This window comes from Enterobacter sp. BIDMC92, from assembly GCF_001030225.1.
Classification (GTDB): Bacteria; Pseudomonadota; Gammaproteobacteria; order Enterobacterales; family Enterobacteriaceae; genus Enterobacter; species Enterobacter sichuanensis.
Map to the genome: position 1 here is coordinate 20,276 of NZ_KQ087599.1, position 23,764 is coordinate 44,039.

Annotated in this window: 20 protein-coding genes; 13 read left to right on the plus strand and 7 right to left on the minus strand. The window is 54.9% G+C overall.

Annotated elements, in window-relative coordinates:
* Window positions 1-13 precede the first annotated feature (13 nt).
* The 12 genes from SP99_RS22605 to SP99_RS22660 all read left to right on the plus strand — a co-directional run bounded on the left by SP99_RS22605 (window position 14) and on the right by SP99_RS22660 (window position 18,975).
* Window positions 14-277, plus strand: a complete 264-nt coding sequence (locus SP99_RS22605; RefSeq protein ID WP_045620799.1) for a hypothetical protein — start codon at window positions 14-16, stop codon at window positions 275-277.
* Window positions 274-690, plus strand: a complete 417-nt coding sequence (locus SP99_RS22610; protein WP_047959891.1) for a hypothetical protein — start codon at window positions 274-276, stop codon at window positions 688-690. The genes SP99_RS22605 and SP99_RS22610 overlap by 4 nt, the downstream gene beginning before the upstream one ends.
* Window positions 683-2,047, plus strand: coding sequence for a conjugal transfer pilus assembly protein TraH (gene traH, locus SP99_RS22615; protein ID WP_047959892.1), 1,365 nt, complete (start codon window positions 683-685; stop codon window positions 2,045-2,047). Before SP99_RS22610 ends, traH begins: the two co-directional genes overlap by 8 nt.
* Complete coding sequence (traG, locus tag SP99_RS22620) at window positions 2,047-5,463, plus strand: conjugal transfer mating-pair stabilization protein TraG (protein WP_047959893.1); 3,417 nt, start codon at window positions 2,047-2,049, stop codon at window positions 5,461-5,463. Before traH ends, traG begins: the two co-directional genes overlap by 1 nt.
* 2 nt (window positions 5,464-5,465) lie before the next feature.
* On the plus strand, window positions 5,466-6,023 hold the full coding sequence (locus SP99_RS22625) for a hypothetical protein (protein ID WP_047959894.1): 558 nt from the start codon (window positions 5,466-5,468) through the stop codon (window positions 6,021-6,023).
* Window positions 6,024-6,176: 153 nt separating this feature from the next.
* Window positions 6,177-6,908 (plus strand): conjugal transfer complement resistance protein TraT, encoded by a 732-nt coding sequence (gene traT, locus SP99_RS22630; protein WP_047959895.1) that lies wholly within the window; start codon window positions 6,177-6,179, stop codon window positions 6,906-6,908.
* 170 nt (window positions 6,909-7,078) lie between these two features.
* Window positions 7,079-7,393: a hypothetical protein gene (locus tag SP99_RS22635; RefSeq protein ID WP_047959896.1), complete on the plus strand. Its 315-nt coding sequence runs from the start codon at window positions 7,079-7,081 to the stop codon at window positions 7,391-7,393.
* 114 nt (window positions 7,394-7,507) lie between these two features.
* Window positions 7,508-10,063: a type IV conjugative transfer system coupling protein TraD gene (traD, locus tag SP99_RS22640; RefSeq protein ID WP_047959897.1), complete on the plus strand. Its 2,556-nt coding sequence runs from the start codon at window positions 7,508-7,510 to the stop codon at window positions 10,061-10,063.
* Window positions 10,060-15,483 carry a conjugative transfer relaxase/helicase TraI gene (gene traI, locus SP99_RS22645; protein ID WP_047959898.1) on the plus strand — a complete coding sequence of 1,808 codons (5,424 nt, stop codon included), beginning with the start codon at window positions 10,060-10,062 and terminating at the stop codon, window positions 15,481-15,483. The genes traD and traI overlap by 4 nt, the downstream gene beginning before the upstream one ends.
* A 28-nt stretch (window positions 15,484-15,511) precedes the next feature.
* Window positions 15,512-16,300, plus strand: coding sequence for a DsbA family protein (locus SP99_RS22650; RefSeq protein WP_047959899.1), 789 nt, complete (start codon window positions 15,512-15,514; stop codon window positions 16,298-16,300).
* Window positions 16,301-16,882: 582 nt separating this feature from the next.
* On the plus strand, window positions 16,883-17,896 hold the full coding sequence (gene repA / locus SP99_RS22655) for a plasmid replication initiator RepA (protein ID WP_047959900.1): 1,014 nt from the start codon (window positions 16,883-16,885) through the stop codon (window positions 17,894-17,896).
* Between the two features lie 848 nt (window positions 17,897-18,744).
* Window positions 18,745-18,975 (plus strand): DUF2767 family protein, encoded by a 231-nt coding sequence (locus SP99_RS22660; protein ID WP_072044689.1) that lies wholly within the window; start codon window positions 18,745-18,747, stop codon window positions 18,973-18,975.
* 20 nt (window positions 18,976-18,995) lie between these two features.
* On the opposite strand, the gene SP99_RS22665 is transcribed toward SP99_RS22660, so the two are convergent.
* Window positions 18,996-19,763 carry a TraX family protein gene (locus SP99_RS22665; protein ID WP_047959901.1) on the minus strand — a complete coding sequence of 256 codons (768 nt, stop codon included), beginning with the start codon at window positions 19,761-19,763 and terminating at the stop codon, window positions 18,996-18,998.
* Window positions 19,764-20,213: 450 nt separating this feature from the next.
* Window positions 20,214-20,600: a hypothetical protein gene (locus SP99_RS22670; RefSeq protein WP_156167818.1), complete on the minus strand. Its 387-nt coding sequence runs from the start codon at window positions 20,598-20,600 to the stop codon at window positions 20,214-20,216.
* A gap of 343 nt (window positions 20,601-20,943) precedes the next feature.
* On the opposite strand from SP99_RS22670, the gene SP99_RS24195 reads away from it, so the two are divergent.
* Window positions 20,944-21,471 carry a DUF2778 domain-containing protein gene (locus SP99_RS24195; RefSeq protein ID WP_072060300.1) on the plus strand — a complete coding sequence of 176 codons (528 nt, stop codon included), beginning with the start codon at window positions 20,944-20,946 and terminating at the stop codon, window positions 21,469-21,471.
* Window positions 21,472-21,739: 268 nt separating this feature from the next.
* On the opposite strand, the gene SP99_RS22680 is transcribed toward SP99_RS24195, so the two are convergent.
* Genes SP99_RS22680 through vapB form a run of 5 tightly spaced genes read right to left on the minus strand, consistent with a single transcriptional unit; the run spans window position 21,740 to window position 23,423 of the window.
* Window positions 21,740-22,228 carry a thermonuclease family protein gene (locus SP99_RS22680; RefSeq protein ID WP_047959904.1) on the minus strand — a complete coding sequence of 163 codons (489 nt, stop codon included), beginning with the start codon at window positions 22,226-22,228 and terminating at the stop codon, window positions 21,740-21,742.
* Complete coding sequence (locus SP99_RS22685; RefSeq protein WP_047959905.1) at window positions 22,225-22,506, minus strand: hypothetical protein; 282 nt, start codon at window positions 22,504-22,506, stop codon at window positions 22,225-22,227. The genes SP99_RS22680 and SP99_RS22685 overlap by 4 nt, the downstream gene beginning before the upstream one ends.
* Window positions 22,499-22,744 (minus strand): hypothetical protein, encoded by a 246-nt coding sequence (locus SP99_RS22690; RefSeq protein ID WP_047959906.1) that lies wholly within the window; start codon window positions 22,742-22,744, stop codon window positions 22,499-22,501. Before SP99_RS22690 ends, SP99_RS22685 begins: the two co-directional genes overlap by 8 nt.
* 35 nt (window positions 22,745-22,779) lie before the next feature.
* A complete protein-coding gene (locus tag SP99_RS22695) occupies window positions 22,780-23,196 on the minus strand; it encodes a type II toxin-antitoxin system VapC family toxin (RefSeq protein WP_047959907.1) in 417 nt (138 codons plus the stop codon).
* Window positions 23,193-23,423: a type II toxin-antitoxin system VapB family antitoxin gene (gene vapB, locus SP99_RS22700; protein WP_039032651.1), complete on the minus strand. Its 231-nt coding sequence runs from the start codon at window positions 23,421-23,423 to the stop codon at window positions 23,193-23,195. The genes SP99_RS22695 and vapB overlap by 4 nt, the downstream gene beginning before the upstream one ends.
* Window positions 23,424-23,764 lie beyond the last annotated feature (341 nt).

Below are 23,764 nucleotides of genomic sequence, written 5' to 3' on the forward strand. Positions count from 1 at the left end.
AACGGACTACAAAATGACGACAAACACGTATGCGTTATCGCGTACCGAGCGCGTGTGGCTGTTATTCAGCGTGACGCTGCTTGTGTCCGCAGCATTCTACGGGGTGCTCGCCCACCGGGTGGTCAGCGTCCTGAACCGTCCTGAACTGACAACCTGTCTTCAGGATTTTCCGGTGCTCCTGCTGATATCACTGAGCATCGGCTTCTTTTTTACCGTCACCGGGCTGTACGTCTGTCGTCAGACCCTGGACAGGAAACCCCGGGAGGAGATTGCATGAGGCACATCAGACTGAAGACGTTTATCCGAAACCAGGCTATCGGGATACTGAAAGACAGTAGTGAGGATACGGAAACCCGAAAATGGACTGACCTGTTAACCCTGAAACTGTTTTATGCCCTGATTTTTACCGCCGTAGTCGAAAGAGTATACGTGAAATGTGCCGGTGCAACGCTGAGTGCGGTGGCAGAACCTGCCACCGTTGATCGCGCCGAACAGTTTACGCTCTCGCTTCTCATCCACTATCCGCAGTACCTGCTGTGGAGCGTAATGGCCGCGATTTGCGTACTCATTGCGGTGAATTTACTCGTCAGCGGCTGGCTCCATCTGGCCACATATCTTTGCTGCAAACTGAACCGTGCTGACAGCCCGGCAGGCAATGATACGCAAGCTGTGGAGGTGCCTAATGATTAAGGCGCTTATTACGGCAGGGGTCGTGTTCTTCTCAGGTCTGACTGCTCTGCCTGCTCAGGCGGACGTCAACGGCGACCTGAACGGCTTCTTCAATAATCTTGGCTACAGCGGCAACGTCACTCAGGCGCAGGCCTGGCAGGGGCAGGCGGCCGGGTACTTCTCCGGCGGCTCTGTCTACCTCCGGAACCCCGTCAAAAATGTCCAGCTGGTCTCGATGCAACTGCCATCCCTGAACGCCGGCTGCGGCGGTATCGACGCCTATCTCGGGGCGTTCAGTATGATCAGCGGCGAGGAAATTCAGCGATTCGTGAAACAAATCATGAGCAACGCCGCAGGCTATGCATTCGACCTGGCCCTGCAGACGATGGTACCGGAGCTGAAGCAGGCTAAAGACTTCCTTCAGAAGCTGGCCAGTGATGTTAACTCCATGAACATGAGTTCGTGCCAGGCCGCTCAGGGCATTATCGGCGGGCTGTGGCCAGTGACGCAGGTTTCCCAGCAGAAAATCTGCCAGGACATTGCCGGCGAAACCAACATGTTCTCCGACTGGGCGGCTTCCCGGCAGGGCTGCACCGTCGGAGGACAGGGCGACAAAGTCACGGCTAAGGCAGGCGACGCTGAGAAAGATCAGGTGCTGAAAAACAAAAACCTTATCTGGGATACTCTCAGTAAGAATGGTCTTCTCGGCAACGACCGCGCGCTGAAGGAGCTGGTCATGAGTACTGTCGGCTCCATTATTTTCAACAAGAATGGCGATGTGACAATTCTGACGCCACTGGTTGATAACCGCGACCTGATTAAAGTCCTCATGCGCGGGGGAACGGCGAAGGTCTACGGATGTGATGAATCCACTCTTTGTTTGGGACCTGTCGTCACTAACCTGACGATTTCTGAGTCCAACGCTCTGGTCACACTGGTCAAAAACCTGATGCTCTCAATGCAGAACAAGCTGGTAGATGATACTGCGCTGACCGATCAGGAAAAAGGCTTTGTGAACACCACCTCTGTGCCGGTGCTGAAGTACCTGACTAACGCTCAGAGTATGGGGATGAGCGCCACCTACCTGCTGCAGGTTTCCGACTTCATTGCCCAGGACCTGATGATCCAGTACCTCCAGGAGCTGGTAAAACAGGCAAGCCTGTCGCTGGCTGGCAAGAACTTCCCTGAAGAGGCTGCCGCCAAACTACGTGACAACATCATTCATGCGCAGGGACTTCTCGCTGACATGAAGCTGCAGTCAGCTGCTGTTCAGAACGCGCTGGACGGTATCGACCGCAACATGCAGTACCTGCAGCAGCAGGTGTCCACCATTGTTTCAGGCTCCTTCCAAAGCAACTATCACTGGGGTGATCGCTGATGCTTGAGATATACACCATTTATGGCGGGGGAATGTGGAAAACGGCGCTGGACGCCGTTGTCACCCTTGTCGGTCAGAATACCTTCCACACCTTAATGCGTATTGCCGGTACCTTCGGGGTGCTGGCCGTATTGCTCACTTTCATCAAACAACGTAACCCGATGGTCTTCGTCCAGTGGCTGGCGGTCTTCATGATCCTGACCTCCATCCTTCTGGTACCGAAACGTTCAGTGCAGGTCATTGACCTGTCCGATCCCGGTGCGGTCTGGGTAACCGATAACGTACCGGTTGGCCTGGCGGCTATCGCGTCGCTGACGACAAGTATCGGGTACAAGATGGCGTCAGTTTACGACATGTTGATGGCCAGACCCGACTCGGTGACCTACAGCAAAACCGGGATGCTGTTTGGCTCGCAGATTGTGGCGGAAACCAGTGACTTCACCACGCAAAACCCGGAGCTGGCTCAGATGCTGCCGGATTACGTGGAAAACTGTGTGATCGGCGACATTCTTCTGAATGGTAAATACACCATCAATCAGCTGCTCAATTCTACTGACCCGCTGACGCTGATAACCAGTAACCCAAGCCCACTGCGGGGCATCTTTAAGATGACCTCCACCTCACGCCAGTTCCTGACCTGTCAGCAGGCAGCAACGGAGATCCAGAAGCTGGCCAATACCGACGTCAACCCGGGCAGTGCGACGTTCACCTGGCTGACGAGAAAGGTATTCGGCAACAAACTGAATGGCGCGTCGCTTCTGGCCAATGCTATGGGGGAAAGTTACGGGTACTTCTATGCCGGTGGTATGACTGCTGCGCAGATCATGAAGAATAACATCACGAACAGTGCAGTACGGCAGGGGATCAAGGGTTTTGCCGCTCGGTCTTCCGACACGGCTAACCTGCTTAATCTGGCCACCGAGAACGCTGCCACCAAACAGCGTCTCGCCTGGGCTGCTGGCAACGAGCTGGCGACCAGAACGCTGCCGTTTGCACAGTCTCTGCTGATGCTTATCCTGGTATGCCTGTTCCCGCTGATGATTGCGCTGGCCGCATCAAATCACACTTTGTTTGGTCTGAACACACTGAAAATATACGTTTCCGGGTTTATCTATTTCCAGATGTGGCCGGTGATGTTCGCCATTCTTAACTATGCCGCCAACTACTGGCTGCAGAGTCAGTCCGGGGGCACGCCTCTGGTGCTGGCCAACAAGGATGTGGTGGCACTGCAGCATTCGGACGTGGCGAATCTGGCAGGGTATCTGTCGCTGTCCATTCCGGTGCTGTCGTTCTATCTGACCAAGGGTGCTGCGGCGATGGGCTCCCAGGTGGCAGGCAGTGTCCTCAGTTCGGGCGCCTTCACGTCGGCAGGTGTGGCAGCGACCACGGCGGACGGAAACTGGTCGTTTAACAACATGTCGATGGATAATGTCAGCCAGAACAAGATGGATACCAACCTGATGCAGCGTCAGGGCCAGCAGACGTGGCAGGCAGATAATGGCTCCACGAAGACGCAGACGGCCGGTGGCCATACGGTTATCGACGGCTCAGGCGCAATGTCGAATCTGCCGGTGAACATGAAGCTCAGCCAGCTGGCCAGCAGTGGTTTCCAGGAGTCAGCCCGCCAGTCGCAGGTTCAGGCGCAGACGGCGCTCGATGGCTACAACCACAGCGTCACCAGTGGCTGGTCGCAGCTCTCACAGCTGTCTCACCAGACCGGTACCAGCGACAGCCTGACCAGCGGCAGTGAAAACAGCCAGGCCACTAACGCAACGCGCGGCGCGAGCATGATGATGTCGGCCGCTGAAAGCTATGCGAAAGCGAACAATATCTCCACACAGGAAGCCTATAACCAACTGATGTCAAAATCTGTTGAAGGCAGTGTTAATGCTGGAGCAAGTGGTAAATTTAATACCGGCGATCAGGCATTTGGTAAAGTAGGTAAATGGGCTACCGGGGTGAGTTTTGAAGCGCATGCTGGCGCAGAAGTTAAAGGTTCAAGTGGAAGTTCTCATGGAACCCAGGAAACACACTCCAACAACCAGGATATGCGACATGACCAGAACAGCCAGGCAGTTAATGACTTCCGCCAGGGCATGGATATGGTCAAAAGTAGCCGAATCACCGATGGCGCGAATCATTCCGAGAATGCTGCAAGCAGCAATGTTCAGCAGCTGGCTGCAACGCTTAATGATGCTGAGAGTCAGTACCATCAGTACACCACCAGTTCAACACAGAGTAGCGAGTTCAGCCGGATGGCCACTGTTGCGCAGAACCAGAGTGCAAGCCTCGATACAAACTATACGCAGGAGTTTGTGGATTGGGCGGCCAATAAATACGGCGATAAAGCGCAGTCTATGCTGACAAGTGCGCCATCGGCGCGCGAGGCGGCAATGGAGTTCGTGAATGAACGTCTCAAGCCTGAAATCATGGGGGATTATCAGCAGGGTCGTTCAGATCTGGCCAACGGCAATGAACATGCAGCCTTCAGTGGTGAGCACGTGGTTCAGCCAGCCCACGGCATTCAGCAAGGATCAGGCCCGGCAGGTAATGATGTAGGTATACGTTACAGCCCTGTCGAGAGTGGCTCTTATAATTCGAACGGCACGGGGAACCACCATACAGACGGAGCGTCTCAGGTGACGGAATATGCGGGCACTTACGGTGGACAGGTTTCATCTGGGGGGGGAAGCGTGTCTGTTAGAACAGGCGGTTCAGCTTCGGATAGCCATGAGTCATCATTGTTACCGCAAAATCAAACGGACAGTGAGAACTTAGCCGGTCAACGGGAAATCAGCCATAACGAAGTACATTCTGGCTACGGCAGACAGGAACAAAGCTCCCAAATCCAGTCAGGCACTCAAAGAAGCGAACAGGATAGCCTCTCCATTAAATCCAGTGATCAAGATACCGGAAGACATTCGACTGAAAGGCAACGCTCTGACTCCAGCGCTGGGATGGAGCAGGAATTACGCCAATCCGTGACCTTACGGGAACAAGGGGGAGCAACAGGCCACAGGAACGAAATGAGCCATAGCCATGCAACCATGAATGTTGAGGAGCAGCGGGTTCAGGGTAATGCTATGCAGGCGTCTTTCAAAGAAAACCAGGCAAAACTGCATGAACAGTCAGGTCAGGGTTTTGGTCCGCAAAATGATATCCAGCGACGTGTAGCGGAACAAAGATCTGAAAACGTGCATAAAATCAACGAATCTTCTGAGGAAATAGAGAAAAAAGAATCCACTGTTCAGGCATCCAGTGATATTCTTAAGGGACAACATGACAATTTCAAAGCTCAATTTAGTGAAGGCAAACAGGCAGAAGATTTAAGGCAAAAAAAATTACCTATCCTACACAACGATGAAATTGAGATGCACAAGAAAAATCTTGAAGATTTGAGAAAAAGAGCGGGGTGAACATGCTAACTTTCAACGATGTAAATCGTGATTTTAAAGCAATCTTAGATGGAGTGTCGGATACAAACCGACCTGTACCATCAATAGCTAAAGCTCTGAGGGTTTCGTTAACTCTACCTCTAATAGGTATTATTCTTTCGACAATTACCTTCGGAGCCGTATGTGCGATCTCGAATCATCGCGATTTTAGTATTGGTCTATTAATTGGCTATATCCTCTCTGGTGAAGCCATACCTGTTTATATGGCTATGGTCGTAGGAGCCTTTCAAGGGATTATATTGTTGCCATACGTGAGTCTCTTCCACTCAATCCCTCAAAATTTAAGGGAAAACACGCCTCTCATAGCTCATATGAAGAGAGCTATATTTAAAGGAATAGGGTTGTATGTAAGCGTATTATTCATTACGTGCTTCATGTCCTTCTACAATGCGATGTATTTATTTGCCACACCAGTTGTAATGGTCATCGCAATTTTTGTCACATCGTTCACTGTCAACCTTCAGGTAAGTAAATTTGGCGTTGGTGCATTAATCAATAAGCTGAAGAAAAACCTTAAGTAGTTAGCTTTTTAGCCATCATAAAGACCCGCATTGTTGCTACAAGGATGCGGGTTTTTCATATCCAAACCTAAATTTCTTTTCAAATCAGCCGATAACGTCTCTGTTAGCTATATCTCGCTAACGGGGACGGTTTTCTATGCACAGGAAGAATTCATGAAATTAAAACAATTAGCCGTTGTAAGTCTGATCGCTTCTACTCTTGCACTGTCAGGTTGTGGTGCCATGTCCACTGCAGTGAAGAAACGTAATCTCGATGTCAAAACCCAGATGAGTGAAACCATCTGGCTGGAACCATCATCAGAGAAGACTGTTTATTTGCAGATCCGTAATACCTCTGACAAGGACATGTCTGGTCTGCAGGCACAAATTACAAATGAACTGGCCGCCAAAGGCTACCGCGTCACAAGTTCTCCTGACACCGCCTACTACTGGATTCAGGCAAACGTGCTGAAAGCCGAAAAAATGGATCTGCGTGATGCGCAGGGCTTCCTCAAGACCGGGTACGAAGGCGCGGCAATGGGTGCGGCACTGGGCGCAGGTATTACAGCGTATAACTCGTCCTCGGCTGGCGCAACGCTGGGTGTAGGGCTTGCCAGTGGCCTGATTGGTATGGCTGCAGATGCAATGGTTGAAGACGTGAACTACACGATGGTGACCGATCTGCAAATTTCCGAGCGCAGCAAGGCGACCGTCACGACTGACAATATCGCTGCACTGAAGCAGGGGACCTCAGGCGTCAAGCTACAGACCAGCTCAGAACAGGGGAACCGCGCTAAATACCAGACCCGTGTGGTATCCAATGCCAACAAGGTAAACCTCAAGTTCGAAGAGGCGAAACCTGTCCTGGAAGCTCAGCTGGCCAAATCCATCGCCGGCATCATGTAATACCCTGCGGCTGTGGCGACCGTCACAGCCTGTTCCCCCTCAGACTGATATTCACCGTGTTCTTTCCGGAGCCGGGTGCGTCAGTGCTTTCTGTCAGTTATCAGTAATTACGCTTCCTCGCATGGCTGCGGCGAGCGTTGCGTCCTTAATTTCAAAGGAGCTCGTCCATCATGATGCATCAGATAAATGAACGTGCAGATTACTCAGCTGAATTCTGGTCGCTTATCCATCTGGAAAGCGAGCTGATGGCAGCAAGGGCCTGGATGAATGTATTCGGTTCACTTCCTGAGGGGCAGGGTATGACCATTGTTGCTTTCTGGGCTGGCTATGAATTTACCCTTTATGATCTGGAGCCCCGGGAGTGGCATTCACCGGTTTATAAGGATGTGGCCTCGTCAGTCCGTTCTGTGGCTGCATACATTAATAAACAGGACTGGGAGGACGGATGTCAGCAGGCCAGGTATGAACTGAGTCAGATGGAATAACCTGACGATTAACCCCCACGCGGTACCACATTTTTTCATTCCCCTTTTCAACGTTTCTTCTCTGATAACACACATCACCGCACAGGTGATGCGATAACGGCCGGACAACACTCTATGAGCTTCGCAGGAAAAAACCTCACCCAGGGCGGTCAGATGACCGCCTACCGCTGGCGCATGTTCATTCAGGTGAACAACTGGATAGGATTCTGGATCTTCATCCTGTTCGCCGTACTGACTACCGCCATCTTTCTCTGGCGAATCCCTCAGGAAGCCCTGGATAACGGTTCCCTGTGGTGGTTCGCCAGTATCAACAGCAGCTTTATTGACCTTATGCCGGCATCGGGAACGCCAAAAATCTACGACGTTCACTACTGGTATGCGCCGACCGCGACGGCAATGGTGCTGAAAATGACTTTGCCGCAGATTTATACCGACCCGTACATGCAGGCGATGGGCGACCAGTGTCTGCGCGAGCTGCAATGGGCGGCTGGCGCCAGCGGGCTGTTCAGTATGGTGGTGTTTATCGCCGTGACCTGGTTTATCGCGAATATCGGCCGAAAGGAGAGCGAGGACGAATATCTCTCCGGCATGCAGCTGACCGACAAGCCAGCGGAAGTGAATAAATTACTGCGCAAAAACGGTGAGATCTCTGATCTGCGCGTAGGCGACCTGCATATGGTCAGGATGGCGGAGGTTCTCAATTTCCTGATGCATGGCACTATCGGGGTGGGGAAGTCGACGCTGATACGCTGGTTACTCGACTACATCCGCAAACGCGGTGACCGGGCCATCATCTACGACTCCGGCTGTACCTTCACAGAAACCCACTATAACCCGTCTACCGATATCATCCTTAACGCCCACGACGAGCGATGTGCCAACTGGCAGATGTGGGGTGAGTGCGTTGACGCGGTCGATTACGACAACCTGGCCGCCAGCCTCATTCCGGTAGAAGGGGAATCCGATCCGTTCTGGGTATCCAGCTCGCGAACCATTTATGCCGATCTTGCAATTCGTATGTCGACGGACCCGGAACGGAGCATTGAGAAGTTCCTCAAAACCCTGCTGTCCCTCAGCATGAAAAATCTGCGTGACTATCTGGCCAACACGCCCTCAGCCAACCTGGTTGAGGAGAAGATCGAGAAAACGGCCATTTCCATTCGCTCGGTGGTAACCAACTACGCCAAAGCCCTTCGCTATCTGCAGGGGCTGGATGACGGAACGAAGCCGCCGTTCACCATCCGCGAGTGGATGACGCAGGAGCGCTATGACAGCAGCTGGCTGTTTATTTCAACCCAGGCACGCCACCGCAAGAGTGTACGCCCGCTTATCTCGCTGTGGGTGTCGCTGGCCACACTGATGCTGCAGAGCATGGGGGAGAACAGCGACCGCCGCGTATGGTTCATTATCGATGAAGCCCCCAGCCTGCAGCGCATACCCGAGCTGGCCGAGACGCTTGCCGAGGCGCGTAAATTTGGCGGCTGTTTCGTGCTGGGCATGCAGAACATGGCGCAGCTGGTTCACGTCTACGGCCGCGAGCTGGCCAGAAGCATCTTTGACCTGATGAACACCCGTATGTACGGACGTTCGCCGAGCGCCGAGATGGCCGAAGTGGTGCAAAAGGAGCTGGGCAACCAGCGTAAGCGCAAAATCCGTGAGCAGAACAGCTACGGTCTGGACCAGGTGCGTGACGGTGTGTCCCTCGGTAAGGACGAGGTGAATAACCCGATTGTCGACTACGAGCAGATCATGCGTCTGCCAAACCTCAACTTTTATGTTCGCCTCCCGGGTGAGTATCCGGTCGTCCGTCTGAAGCTGAAATACCGCGCGCTGAAGAAACGGCAGGCAGGTCTGATCGAGCGCAACATCCGTGATGCGCTCAGTCCGGAGCTGGAGAGGGTTATTCAGGAGAACGAGCGCGCAGCGGCTGCTGCAGGTCTGACGTTCCCGACCGGTGAAGAAGTGCTGGAGAAGGGGAGCGAGACATCCTCTGCAGATGACGGTCCCGCTCCGGTTTCTTCTGCAGGGGCATCCGGCTCACAGGCAACACCGGTCGTCGAAAAAGTGGCTCGTACCCGAATGGAGGAACCGAAACCCTCGCGCAGCGCTGCGCCTGAACGGAAGCCAGTACCAGTCAGGGAGCCAGACATATCGCGAACAGAACCAGCTGTAACTGAAAATCACAGGCCGGTGACAGCCCCTGTCACTGGAGACAAAAAAGACAATGTTGTCTCTCTTCGGCCCTCGAATCCTGCACCAAATCATCAAAAAGGGACCGCGTCCCTTAATCCGGAAATTCCAGCAGCACTGCAAAAAATCCGCAGCAGAACCCAGCCGGATATTCCCTCCGGGCCTGCTGCGGCTGGCGCGCTGGGAATGCTGAAACGGCGGCTCAGTACCGGAGCCACCTCAGACGGAGGCGAAGATCAGGCCAGCGAGAATGCGGGCGAATCCATGAACCTGGATATGAAGGTGACGGCACTGCCTGACGGTGGCCTGAGTCTGACGACGGCAGGGAAGTCAGTGACACCGCAAACCCCGGATAAAGCCCACGGTACTCACCGGCAACTGGCGCAGGAAGAAGAGAACATTTTACTTCACCGTCACGCGGACGACCCGGGTTACGACGAAAACGACCATTACTATTACGACAGAGAGCCTGAATTATGATGTCAGTCGCCCCAGTAGCGTCAGCCGGCGAGGCTGCAGGCTACTACAGCAATTCCGATAACTACTATTTTCTGGGCAGCCTGCAGAGCCTCTGGATGGGAGAGGGTGCAAAAGCGCTGGGTCTGGAGGGCAACGTCCGTGGCGATGATCTGACGGCCGTGCTCGAGGGCCGTCTGCCGGACGGTTCACGCCTGGGCAAGGAGGTTAACGGACAGCACGTCCACCGCCCTGGTCATGACCTGACCTTTTCCGCCCCCAAGAGCGTGTCCATTCTGGCACTCATCGGCAACGATAAAGAAATGGTGGAGGCGCATAACCACGCCGTCCGCGTGGCGGCCGGCTATGTGGAGAAGCTCATCTCGGCCCGCGACACGAAAGACGGCGTCACGTCCATCGTACATACCGGCAAGATGGTGGCAGCTGCTTACACGCATGACACTTCACGTAACCTCGATCCGCAGCTGCACACCCACCTCCTGATTGCCAACATGACAGAGTATGCGGGCAAATGGAAAGCCCTGGCCACGGACTATATCCATAACGCCGGCTTTATCGAAACCGTCATGAAGCATCAGGTCACGCTCGGGAAAATTTATCGCAGCGCGCTGCGTGAACGGGTTGAAGCGCTCGGCCATGAAGTGGAAGAAGTAGGCAAGCATGGCATGTGGGAGATCAAGGGGGTTCCGGAAGACGTCAGGGACGAATATTCCTCACGGGGCAGGGAAATACAGGGGGCCGTGGGGGCTGAAGCCACGCTGCGCAGCCGGGATGTGGCCGCTAAAGACACCCGCAGGGCAAAAGTTGACCCTTCGCGTATGCGCCTGATGGAGCGCTGGCTGGGCCAGATGAAGGAGAAGGGATTTGACCTGAAGGCGTATCAGGAGAGCGTGGTGCCGCGTGATGCAGGTCTTCGCGAGGCACCACCTCTGCCGGCGCGAGAGCATCAGCCGACCCCGGTTCCTGCCGGGCCTGAGCAGGCATCTCCGCAGACCTCCTCCAGGGCAGAGAAGAGTCCCGACACCCCTGCTCAGCCAGCAGAACGGGAGAGGCTGTCCCGTCAGCCTGTACCACAGCAGACTGACACGCTGAGTCAGCCGGCACAGACCGGTCCCGAAAAGACGCCGGCGGCCAGGAGTTTTCCTGCAGCGCAGCGGGACACTGAAATACCCCGCCCGGAACTGGCTGAGGCTGTCCGGCTGGCCATCTCGCAGTTAAGTGACAGTAAAACACGTTTCACTTTTGGTGAACTTATGCTGACCACGGCGGAGCTGAGCGAACAGTTGCCGGAGATTCAGGATATTCGTGTGGCCATCGATGCGGCGCTGAAGGACGGCATGATTGTGCCGCTGGACAGTGAGAAAGGGGTCTTCACCTCCCGTATTCACCTGCTGGATGAACTCTCGATCCAGGCGCTGAGTCAGGAACATCTCAAATCCACAAAAGTCGTCAGTTTCACCCGTCCGGCGCAGTACGCGCCGGCGGCGCTGGAAGTGGTGGAGAAAGACGCCCTGGTTCTGATGAATGCCCCGTCAGGCGTGGCGGGTATCCGTGACCTGACCGCGCAGCTGGCCGGTATTGCCGGCGCGAACGGTCGTGACGTGCAGGTGCTGGCCAGCTCTGCCGAGCGCGCCATTTCGCTGGCGAAATCCGACGATTTACGGGAACGGATCATCAGCCGTCAGCATGTTCTGAGCGGTGATTTCCACCTGAAACCCCAGAGCACGCTGATAATCGAAGGGGCAGAGCGTCTGGGGTTAAAGGAGACGCTGGTTCTGCTGGGCGAAGCGCGGGCGCAGGACGCACAGCTGGTCTTTCTCGACAGTGCCGGGCGTCAGGCGAACGGTAATGCCATGTCCGTGCTGGAGTCCGCGGGGGTTGCCCGCTCCCGCCGCACGGAGCCGGCGCCCGGGCTGGAGGCCGAAGTGGTCAGTATTCCGAACAAACGCGACCGTTACGAGGCGCTGGCCAACCGGTTTGCAGAGCTGAGCGGAGGCAGTGAAAACGTCACCGCCGTCGTGGTCGGCAGACGTGAACAGGCACAGCTGACGGGCCTGGTACGTGAGGCGCTGCAGAACGCAGGACAGCTGGGGCGTGACGGCGTGGAGATAGAGGCCCGGCAGCCGGTCTGGCTCGACAGCAAAACGCGCCGCATGCCCGGTTCATACCGTCCCGGGATGGTACTTGAAGACCGCACGGACGCAAAAGCGCGTAAGTCGTATGTGATTGACCGGGTGCATGAGGACACGCGAGTCCTCTCGCTCATCGACGGGGACGGCGTGCTGACCCGGATGAAAATCGGGGATATCAGCGCTGACTGGCGTCTCTTCAGCCGCGAAACCCTCAGCGTGGCCACCGGCGAAAAACTGCTGGCCGTGGCGGGAGATCGTGAGTACAGCCTGAAGGCAAAAGACCGTCTTGAGGTGACCGGGATAAGTGAAAAGGGGATTGAGGTGAAACGGGGGGAAGAGACCCTGACGCTGCCAAAAGACCAGCCGCTCTACCTGTCACATGCCTACGTGACCGCGCCGGGCGGCCGGGATAACGACACCGGCGTGGTGCTGGCCGCGCTGAACAGTCGCGACATCTCATCCCAGACCATGAACTCGCTGGCACAGAGTGGTCACCGGGCGGAAGTGTTCACCGCCGAAGTGCAGGATCGGGCGGAAGCCCGGCTGCAGCGCATGAAGACCAGTGCCTCTCCCGTGCAGCTGGTCAGAAGTCTGAGTGGCCACGATGACGTCAGCCAGGCGGTTGACTCGCTGCATGACAGCGTCCGGACGGACGCCGGGCTGGCCGTCTGGCGTGCCATCAATGACCAGCGCACTGTGGTGTTCAGCGAACTTAAGCTGGCGACGGAGGCGCAGAAATATCATCCCGACCTCGAAGCCATCGGGAATGAAATCGGGGCGATGGTCAAAAACGGCGAGTTACTCTCCGTGTCCGCAGGCGGAGAGCCGGTGCTGGTTTCCCGGTCCACATGGGAGATGGAGAAAGCCATTCTGCGTGTGGTGGAGGAAGGGAAAGGTACGCAGCAGCCCTTGCTGGAACAGGTACCGGAGGCCGTGCTGAACGGACTCACCGATGGCCAGAAAAAGGCGACCACCCTGGTGCTGGGTACCACGGATCAGTTTATCGGGATTCAGGGCTATGCCGGCGTGGGGAAAACCACTCAGCTGAAGGCGGTGATATCCGCACTGGAGACCATACCGGCTGACGTTCGTCCGGTGATGACGGGTCTTGCCCCGACGCACCAGGCGGTGAAAGAGATGAGCGACGTCGGTGTCCGGGCGCAGACCATCAAATCCTTTATCGTTGAACATGACCAGGCGACGGCCGCAGGCGGTAAGCCCGACTATAAAGGACAGGTGTTTCTTATCGATGAGTCGTCAATGGCAGGCAACCAGGATACGGCGGCCCTGTTCCAGGCCATTGCCAGCGGCGGCGGTCGTGCGGTCTCGATGGGGGATATCGACCAGTTTGAATCGGTCGACGTGGGCGCGCCGTTTAAGCTGATGCAGGAGCGCAGCCCGATGGATGTGGCCATCATGAAGCAAATCGTCCGCCAGAAAGACCTGCAGCTGCGCGGTGCCGTTCACGACATCATTGATAACCGGATCGATGCGGCCCTGCAGCGCATTGAAACCCAGCCGGCTGACCGTGTGGCGCGTAGCGCTTCAGCCACGCTTCCGGGGAGTGCCATTCAGGAAACGGAGACGCCTGTTAACGACATCGTGGCTGACTGGACGGACCGGACGCCGGAGGCGCGGTCCCGTACCCTCATTATCACCCAGCTGAACGCCGACCGTCGTGCGGTAAATGCCGGCATTCATGCTGTGCTGGCTGCACGGGGAGAGCTGGGGGAGAAGGCCATTACGGTGCCGGTGCTCGATAAAATCACCCACACCCGTCATGAGTTCAATAAAACCGATGCCTGGGAAGCCGGGATGGTGGTTAAACGCGGCGATCGCTACCAGGACGTGCTGGCCGTTGACCGCAACGGCAGTACGGTCACGGTACGCGATGAGGAGGGGAAGATTGGACTGTATTCCCCGAAGGAGCTCATCACCGGCGATGTGCAGCTGTTTCGCCGCAGCGAGAGGGAAGTCCGCGCCGGCGATCTGCTGAAGTTCACGGCGACAGACAAGGAGCAGGGACAGATGGCCAGCCAGCGCTATACGGTCGAGTCGGTCAGCGAAACGGGCAATATTCGTCTGAAGGGGGAAAACGGCCGCATCACCATCAATCCTCAGGCGGTCAGGGCGCAGCAGCATATTGACTACGGCTGGGCCGTCACCGGGTACGGTGCTCAGGGGGCCAGTAGCGATTATGTCATTGCGCTTGAGGGCACGGAAGGCGGGCGTAAGGCACTTGCCTCCCGTCGCGCCTTCTACATCTCGGCCTCGCGCGTGAAAGAGCACGTCCAGATATATACCGACGGGAAGGCGGACTGGGTTAAGGCGGTAAAAACGCCGGAGCGGGATATCAAAACGGCGCACGATGCGCTGGCGCCAGAAACGCAGCGTAAACAGGCGAAAGCCATCTGGGCAATGGGACAGCCGGTGAATAAAACGGCCATTGGCCGCGCCTGGGTGCGCCATCAGGGCATGCAGGACGCGTCACTGACGGCAAAAATCATCCCGGCCACCCGGCGCTTTCCCGAACCGGCGCTGGCGCTGCCGGTGTATGACAACAACGGCCGGAGTGCGGGCCTGGCCCTGGTTTCCCTGGTTGCCAGCCCGGAAGGGCGGATGACACAGGGAGAGACCAGGATGGTCATGACAGAACGTGCCCGTGGTGCGGTACTGCAGCGAAGCCAGTCCGGCAACACGATTGTGGCCAGTGACCTGGCGGCCGCGCTTGATGCAGTACGACATCACCCGAAGGACGGCGTGGTCTGGCAGACCGGCGATGAACCGCCTTCAGCATGGTTGCTTAAGGTGAGCGGCGGGACAAAACAGGATGTCTCTCCGGGAATTGTCTCCACGCTGACTGACGAGCAGAACGTACAGCAAGTGCGTGAACAGCTGCTGGCAGACCAAGTTCGCAATGAAGAAGCCGGACGGAACAGGCAGCCGGAGTCGTTGCTGCCGGAAATTCCGCAGGAAGAGGTGATCAGACTGAAACCGGAAGACATTAATCCGCGCAAACCGGAACCACTCACCCCGGGTGCGGATGTGATCGCCAGGGTGAGAGGTGAGGAAAACACCGGTGGACAGGAAATGAAAGCTGCTGCAGGTGTCAGGAGTGAGCTGGAAGGTGCTGACAAGGCATCCGGTGAACAGTCGCGGGCATCGCGTGTGATTGCAGATCTGGCAAACGCTGAGCGCGACATGCTCAGGGTGGCAGAAAATACTGAACGCGGCCGCATGCCGGAGCGAGAAGAACAGACCCTCACCCGTACCATTCAGAAAGAACGTTAATCCCTCTTTTAACCATGAGAATCAGGCAATGAAAAGACATAAATTAGCGGCATTATTAGTTACAACATACATTGGTTTTATTGCAACGGCACACGCTTCGGCCCCGCAGCCGGTCTTCAGCCCGGAGCAGGAGGCACGTATTGGGGAAATCGCAGCAGACTACCTGGTGTCCCACCCGGAGATACTGGTGACGGTCAGTCATAAGCTGCAGGAACAGCAGGAGGCACGTAAGCAGAAGATGTTTGCACTCAGCGTGATGGAGAATCAGGCGAACCTTCTGCATGATCCGGACACACCGGCTTACGGTCCTGATAATGCAAAGGTCGCGGTGATTGAATTTTTTGATTACCAGTGCGTGTTCTGCAGCCGCTTCGCGCCGGAGCTGGAGAAGGTCATGAAAGCGCAGCCGGACGTCCGCTACCTCTTTAAGGAGTGGCCAATATTTGGTGGTCGCTGGGAAGCTTCACTTCAGGCAGCGCAGCAGGGGCTGACGGTCTGGCAAAAGAAAGGGCCGCAGGCCTATGTCACCTATCACAATGCCATCTACGCCACCGGCCATAATGAAGGCAAACTGACGGCGCAGGATATTCGCGTTGCAGCGTCAAAGGCGGGGCTGGCCACCTCAGCTCCAGGCGACCATACCGCGTCCCTTGAGAAAAACAGCAATCTGGCAGAGGCGCTTGGACTCACCGGAACGCCGGGGATCATCGTTATGCCCGTCAGCGGCGCAACGCCAGAAACCATCACGGTTTTCCCGGAAGCCGTTAGCGCTGAAAGACTGCAGGCCGCTATAAGGAAAGCCTCACAGGGACAATAGTCCACCGGTCCGGCGAACGTCTCCCGCCAGAGACTGTTCTTCATGTTCCGCGCGTAAATGCCATCTTCCCGTTCCGTTCCCCTGCGCTTCCTCGATCAGACCTGCCGGCCTGATGCTGCGGCGAGCGCTGCCGGTTAAACGTCCCTTCAGGACAATTAGCACGCAAACAATGAACGCTAATCTGGCCTGACATCTGGAAATATTGCCAGCGAGAAGGTAGTATTCGGATCGTCAGCGATCGTCTTGTGGTGGGACAGATTGTTGATTCAGATTACTTTTGTGACCTAACTCAAACTGACGGTTTGACTGCTTTGTGGTGAGGCAGGCGGGTGGCAGAAGATGGTTTTACGGAAGAAATGCGGACTTCCGGAAACAGACAGGGACAGGACGTGTCCAGTAAAACGTTCAGGAGCAGGTGACGGGATTTCCCGGAGCCTGAATGCACAAACCCCCCGAAATCTGTCATCAACTTGGCGGAAGAGTCAGATATCAGGGGGTCCAAAAGCAGGCGCGTTGCCTGTGAAGGATTATAACGCATGCACCATAGAAAACAACACCCGGCCGCCATAAGAACAGGCCGCCGTGAATGACAAGCAGATTTCTGTTCACTGGTCTGAGCTTCCGGCCGAAGAGTTAATCCGTTTCTGGCAGGACGTCGATGCCGGCACACAGGATAATTTTCTTACTGAGCCGGTCAAAAAGCGGACCCGCCGTAAGCGCGGTGAACACTCCACAAAAGCCAAATGTGAAAACCCGTCCTGGTTCCGTCCTGAGCATTATAAAAAGCTCTCCGGGGAACTGGGGCATGCCTACAACCGTCTCGTGATGTTCGACAAACGGACCGGCCGCCCCAGACTGCGTGTTCACGTTTCCCGTCATCCCCTTTTTGTCACGGGTCGCCGTAAGGCAGGACGCAAATATGGTTTCCGGCCGGAACGCCGGTGCCTGATCGACTCTCTCTGGCCCCTGCTCATCAGTTTCTGTGATGGCGGCAAGCATACCGTCGGCATGTGTATCTCCAGGCTGGCCAGAGAGTTAAGCCCGAAGGACGCTAAAGGAAATGTCATCCCGGAAACGGAGGTGACAGCGTCACGCTTATCCCGCCTGATTGAAGAGCAGGTACGCTTTGGTGTGCTTGGGCTGGCGGAAGAACGCACCTGGGATCGTGAATCCCGCTCCTGGCTGCCGACCTATGTCTATATCACCCACCTGGGATTCCAGATGCTGGGCGTCAATATGGACAAGCTGTTTAAGGAGCAGGATAAGAAGCTCCGTCAGAGCGCCGAGCGCGAGCAGCTGATCCGGGACGGGGTGATTAACGAACATGATGATGTTCAGCCCCACTCCGCGCGTAAATGCTGGTCTGCCCGTAAGCGCCGTGAAGCACTGATTTACCGTCGTAAAAAAGGCGCTGAGCGTAAACGTGCCAATAATCTGATAAAGCTGCCGGTGGATGAACGTCTTCATGCCATGGAAAAATGGGTTTTCAAAACCCTTCCTCATGATGAGGCGTACTGGTGTACGCCGGAACGACTGACACAGCTGGCGATTCAGCATCTTTACCAGCTGGACCTGGCGCTGTCACCGCCGGACTAGCCGCGACATACGGCACATCATCTCCCTCTGTTCACATGCCCCTCGCCGGGGCTTCTGGCGCTGGTTTTTCCCGGAAAAATTGAGCGTTTTTTGTTCCCGCCACCCGGTCGGGCGGCATTTTCTGACGCAAACGCATTACCCTGATGGCCTGGAATACCGATGAATTCTTTTTTCCACAGAAATCCGCAAACGAATAAGTCACCTTTTCCGGAAATGAAAAAAACAGAACCCGCAATTTAATCTAACCCCCTTTTTTTATCGCTCTGTTCATTTCATTCCAGAGTGGATCTTTGTCTTCCGCCACTCTGTGGATAATTAAAAAGGCCTTCGCATGCAGCGGCCTCACGGCCGCGCGCTCAGATGAAAATCAAAAGTACCTCCCGTCGCAGGCGACGGGCCCCGTTCTGGCCAGAACCTGACACCGTCTCCTGGCCTGACCCCTGCTAAACCGACGCCGCCCCGGCCCGAAGGGCCGGAACACCCTCGCTTTAAGAGGGATGTTGTAACTAGTCAGCGTAATAGCTGCAGGTTGAGTCGCGTTAAGCCCGCTGTACACGCTCGTAAGCGCCTCACGGCGCTAACGCGGAGATACAGCCCGTCAGCGGCCCCAGGCCTTGACGGACTCACTCCGACCGCGCACATTAACAACCGGAATGGCTTTAAGCGGGTAAGGCCTCGCAGGGAATGGGTTGGGACAGGCAGAACCTTTCAAACCGCAGCGGCTGACGCCGGTCACGACGCCCCTCACCAGAATCACCCGGTTCAGCTCCGGCTGGCGTCTCCATGCCGCTTCGCGGCATCATGGCCATGAGCCTTCATGTTGAATATCACTCTGCGGGGGGGACCGGATGGACTATTCAGATACCTTCATGCGACAGCATGATGAAATGTGCCAGGTGGTGGGCAGTATTGTGTTTTCGCTTATTGAAGCCGGGCATGACTCAACAAGCGAAAACATCGTGCTCGTGCTGCGCAACGGGCTTGCCGAAACCGGGAGATGGGAACCGGACCAGCTTCTGTACCTCCAGCTGGCCATTGATTTACTGCAGCGTGGCCGCAACATACCCGGACCGGGCTGACCCCGGAAACGGTGTCAGGTTTACCAGAGCTTTTCCAGTATGAGCAGGACCAGCAGATGGCCGGTATAGGCCATATAAAAGAAATGACGCGGCATAAAACGCTGACGGCCTGCCGGGCAGAGGTCCGTGCACAGGGACATTACTATCAGGGGAAATACCAGTGTTGGCAGTGTGGCCAGTAATAATGTCTCTGCAGGCATGCTGAGCAGATGCGTGATACCGTTTAAGCAGAGCAGTGACAGCACGGCAACAAAGGCGGCCCTGCGCTTCATTTCGGGGGCAGAGCTTCCCGTAACGGTTGCCAGGCTGACGGCCAGTATGACGCCCGACAGGCCATAACTTGCGGGCTGAAGCGGAAATATCATGAGCGCCAGAAGCAGACCACCGACAAGGTTTCCCTTCTGGCCATACCGGTACCGCAGGGCAAGCAGCTGCGTGACGCCGGCGAACACGAACAGGATGTTCATCGCCCACCACGGCTGGTGATCCAGGAAGGCCAGGCTGAATACCGGCTGCGTGATGACTGCCCAGATCCACAGCCGGTTTGCCCTTACCTGCAGACGTTCTGGCGAACGCTGCACGTTCATCGCCCATATAAGCGTGAACAGGGGGAAGGCCATCCGGCCAAGCGCATACATCACCGGCCAGGCTGGCGTCAGAAACAGCGTATTGATGTGATCGATGAGCATGGCCAGAAGCGCCACGAGCTTGATCATATCCAGTGCTGCCGGGCTGGGTTGGCTGGTTTTCTGCAGGTTGTGAAATGCATCGGGTACGAACAGATTCATGCTGAATACTCCCCAGACGACATGTGGTCAGCAGCCAGCCCTGAACAGAATGCCAGAATACTCTGCCGGTTTGCGATGTCACCCTGACTTTTAATTTTTCCAGAATTTTGCGCACCGCAAATTCTGATTTATCACGCAGCACACGCATGGCGCCGGTCACATCTTTATTCTGAATACAAATAGTTAAAATATGAAAATCGTTCATGTATCACCCCGTCCGTACTATATTGTTATCGGCAACAACCACAACATATTTAGATTAGGGGACGCACTGACCTGTAAATAATTATTTCAGTTTCGCAGGGCGCTTTCTTTATTTACGAAATAACCGGCCATTAAATGACAACAACCAGAATTAGCCCACACCAGTATAATACACTTCCTTTTTATAATTTTCAGCGAATATCTCTTTGCCGGACATTCATCCTGACACGTTCTTTCTGTAAAATTTTAACTGAATACAGACCAGGAATCAGCTTTATCCAGCTGATTCCTTATGAGAAACGCATCAACTTCTCCTCTCATTGCCGGTAACAGTTCCAGCGTATCAAGCTGCCCGGCCGGGTCGTATTTTTCTGGTTCGTCATTTAACTCACAGCCTGCCCGGTGCATAACAATGACACTGATAGTCATTATATAGGGCTGCTCATCGTAGTGGTAGCCGGGTGAGTCAGGGTACTGTTCTTCGAACAGTTCGATCAACCGGAGAGCTTCCGCTTTTATTTCCTTTTCCCTGGAGATAATCAGAGCCATTCGCCGTGCTTCTTCTGATTTAATGGCCTGTTCTGCATCTTTGAGAGCCTGTCGTTTACGGGGGTCTCCCGATCTCTTTTTCATAATTATTGAATCTCAATATATTGAATGTACTAATTATCAGTATTTATAACATTAGCCGTTTTATAAGACCATTATCAACCCCTGCGGTGCAGCATTCAGTGAAAATTACCCGGCCTGCAATTTCTTTGCGTCTGGCAGCCGTACATCATGTTGAGCAGATACAGTGAGATTACAGTCTGATAAAAGTCTGTCCCTGAATATGGTACAGGATGTACTTCTCGCATGACTTTTCTGCGTCAGAATCAGTCAATTCCCCTCCTTTAGATGGTGATCGTATGCTAAATTTTGTCAGCTTAACAGGGGGTAATCTGGTGACAGGAAATTAAAAAAGGACAAATACTCAATGGCTTTACAAGGAAAATTTGTTGTTAATGACGCTACCTTTAGCCCTTTGACGTTCTATGGCATAGGCACATTTCTGGCTTATTCCGGTAATGACCAATACCGGAATCGTGCGGGGTGTATTGGTGTCCCTGATAATGGTCCAATTCCTGACGGCTGTTATCACATAGTCAATCGCCCTTCCGGAGGATGGAAAGGGGTTATTCGTACTGATCTACATGATTTTTATTCATGGCCGACTTCAAGGCCAGTGATCAAGTATGAGTGGTTTGCCCTGTATCGGGATGACGGGAAAATTGACGATCACACATGGGTTAATGGTGTTGAACGGGGGAATTTCCGTTTGCATCCCCCAGGTCCTCTTGGAATATCCCTGGGATGCATTACGTTGCAACATCGCACTGACTTCATTGCGATTCGACAGGCATTAATGTCAACGCCGCAGATCAGGCTGCCTAATGGTCTGATGTCTTATGGAACGATTGAGGTGATCTTGAATGGCCGCGAGACGTGTCCCGACGGGATTTAGAATTCTGATTTGTGTCGCTGTATTTGCACTGACGTTTCTTTTGGTTCGGCCGTCAGATCCTGCGACGCAAGGCCAGATTGAATTCTGGAAGATGTTAGCCGGGCTGTTTGGTGAGCGTGATGTTGAAGGGTTCGTTGGTATCTCTCTGCTTGTCATTTGCTCAGTGGTTATGGTCATAGCATATCCACTTATCGTCCGCTTTATTGAAAAACGGCTGAACAAATGAACTGAATTGATAAGGATCTTCTTGAGTTCCTTTTTTCAGGCGTCATCTGACAAAACCTCTGTCCTGATGCTGGCTCCGCCAGCGCCAGGGTTCTGTCTGGCCCGGAACTGACCAGAGTCCGGCACCCTGCCGGCGGGCTTCGGCTTCCAGCTGTGCGTAGTCCGTCCGGGCCGGTTTTCCGTGGTACCGGTATACCCAGGCCAGCCCTTTGCGGATCTGCGCGGCATTCACATCCGTTGCGCCAAGCCACACGGTGCCCAGCCGCCGCCCGTAGCGATCCGTTTCTTCACCTGTGATGGTTACGTTACGCTGCGCCACCATTGATGTGAGTTCCTGCCTGGAGCGCTGGCCAAAAGGCTGGCTCTTTTCCGGCGCATCGATGCCGGCAAGACGAACGCGCGTCAGACGGTTCCCCGTTTCAAGAACCTCAACGGTATCCCCGTCCAGCACGCGAACGATCCGGCCGCTGATATCTGCGCTGGCCGAAAAGGTCACCACGAGCAGGACCATGACACTGAGCTGCCGGATCATACATACACCTCAACTGCTGTACCGCTGTTCAGTTTTTCATTACCAATGAGCTGCAGGGCATAACTGACATTCAGTCCGGTCATGTTGGTATTCAGCTCTTTCATCATGTCTGCACTCGTATACCGGACACTGTCCTTCAGGCTGCCCCGGTAGCCTTTTGAGGTGACAACCTGCAGTTGTTCAGGCGTACGTAGCGCGTCCCTTCCTGCAAGCAGGTCTGCTTCAACGGCGCGCAGGTACACCGGAGAGGCGGCCACCACAAACCGATCGTCAGGCATGGCCCGGTTTAAAAAGATACGCTGACAGTTCTGCTGCGGTGATATCAAATCCCAGTTGCTGTATGACTTCTGCCAGTTTTTTCTCTGCCGTATCGCGGTCAATCTGATTCAGTAAAATCTGGAGAGCGGCCTGTTTAAGCTCCGGAGGCAGATGTTCCAGATCAATAAGGATATCGCCGTCAGTTTCTTCAGCCGGTTCCCTGAAAAGCCAGCCGTAGTCCGTGTGCTCAGTATTCATGTCAGTCGTCTCCGTAACGAAAATTTTTATCGGGATTACTTCACCCAGTCTTCCAGCACCAGGCCCGGCACCCGTTCAAACTCTCTCACATTATTCGTCACCAGTACCGCGCCGGCCGCAATGGCGTGCCCGGCAATCGCCGTGTCGTTCGGGCCGATCGGCGTGCCGGCGAGGCGCAGCGCCACCTTTATCTCCGTGGTCGCATCCACCGCAGCGCGATCCCAGGGCAGGATGGCATCGAGGCGGGAGCAGAACGCGTCAACCAGCTGCATGTGGCGGGGCGAGGCCTTCGGGCCGGTGGCGCCTAATCGCATCTCGGAGTAAGTGATGGCCGAAACCACAATGCGGTGACCCCGCAGCGCCGCCTGCTCCAGGCGTTTCAGCACGGCTTCCGGCTGCTCGCGCATGATGAACGAGCAGATGTTCGTGTCGAGCATATAGATCTTGTTCACAGGTCAAATCGTCCTTCGTCGGTGACAACGTCCTCACGCTCCGCCATAAAGTCCGGGTCGGCCTTCTCGAGCTGCGCGAAAGAGCCCCAGGTCGGGCGGACGGGGCGCAGGATGATGCTGTCCCCTTCCCGGACGATCTCCAGCTCGCTCACCCCCTCAAAATCCAGATCGCGGGGCAGACGGATGGCGCGGTTGTTGCCGTTTTTAAATATCGATACGGTTCTCATCGTGTTTCTCCCGATATTCGGACCTCTCCGAAGGTGGTAATGCGCCGGGTGTGCGCATAGGCTAAGTATATGCTAACTTTGTTCAGTTGTATATCCCTTGCATATGCAGATGTCTGGCATATGGATATGCTACGCCTATACATATTTCTCACTTTTTCCACTGAGATCCGGAACTCAGGGTTTTCGGATCTTCATTGGGGATGAAGCACACTGGTGCATATAAGACAGTAATTTATTATTATTTTTGCCAAAAAGACATTAATGTCCAGAAAGCACAAAATAATTTTATTATTGCCATTAAAGCAATTTCACTTCAATTAAATCACGAAGGTCATCACTTC

Bases quoted from the DNA above. Each gene is read 5' to 3' on its own strand.
- SP99_RS22605 (WP_045620799.1), top strand. From the start codon at position 14: ATGACGACAAACACGTATGCGTTATCGCGTACCGAGCGCGTGTGGCTG.
- SP99_RS22610 (WP_047959891.1), top strand. From the start codon at position 274: ATGAGGCACATCAGACTGAAGACGTTTATCCGAAACCAGGCTATCGGG.
- traH (WP_047959892.1), top strand. From the start codon at position 683: ATGATTAAGGCGCTTATTACGGCAGGGGTCGTGTTCTTCTCAGGTCTG.
- traG (WP_047959893.1), top strand. From the start codon at position 2,047: ATGCTTGAGATATACACCATTTATGGCGGGGGAATGTGGAAAACGGCG.
- SP99_RS22625 (WP_047959894.1), top strand. From the start codon at position 5,466: ATGCTAACTTTCAACGATGTAAATCGTGATTTTAAAGCAATCTTAGAT.
- traT (WP_047959895.1), top strand. From the start codon at position 6,177: ATGAAATTAAAACAATTAGCCGTTGTAAGTCTGATCGCTTCTACTCTT.
- SP99_RS22635 (WP_047959896.1), top strand. From the start codon at position 7,079: ATGATGCATCAGATAAATGAACGTGCAGATTACTCAGCTGAATTCTGG.
- traD (WP_047959897.1), top strand. From the start codon at position 7,508: ATGAGCTTCGCAGGAAAAAACCTCACCCAGGGCGGTCAGATGACCGCC.
- traI (WP_047959898.1), top strand. From the start codon at position 10,060: ATGATGTCAGTCGCCCCAGTAGCGTCAGCCGGCGAGGCTGCAGGCTAC.
- SP99_RS22650 (WP_047959899.1), top strand. From the start codon at position 15,512: ATGAAAAGACATAAATTAGCGGCATTATTAGTTACAACATACATTGGT.
- SP99_RS22660 (WP_072044689.1), top strand. From the start codon at position 18,745: ATGGACTATTCAGATACCTTCATGCGACAGCATGATGAAATGTGCCAG.
- SP99_RS22665 (WP_047959901.1), bottom strand. From the start codon at position 19,763: ATGAATCTGTTCGTACCCGATGCATTTCACAACCTGCAGAAAACCAGC.
- SP99_RS22670 (WP_156167818.1), bottom strand. From the start codon at position 20,600: ATGAAAAAGAGATCGGGAGACCCCCGTAAACGACAGGCTCTCAAAGAT.
- SP99_RS24195 (WP_072060300.1), top strand. From the start codon at position 20,944: ATGGCTTTACAAGGAAAATTTGTTGTTAATGACGCTACCTTTAGCCCT.
- SP99_RS22680 (WP_047959904.1), bottom strand. From the start codon at position 22,228: ATGATCCGGCAGCTCAGTGTCATGGTCCTGCTCGTGGTGACCTTTTCG.
- SP99_RS22685 (WP_047959905.1), bottom strand. From the start codon at position 22,506: ATGCCTGACGATCGGTTTGTGGTGGCCGCCTCTCCGGTGTACCTGCGC.
- SP99_RS22690 (WP_047959906.1), bottom strand. From the start codon at position 22,744: ATGAATACTGAGCACACGGACTACGGCTGGCTTTTCAGGGAACCGGCT.
- vapB (WP_039032651.1), bottom strand. From the start codon at position 23,423: ATGAGAACCGTATCGATATTTAAAAACGGCAACAACCGCGCCATCCGT.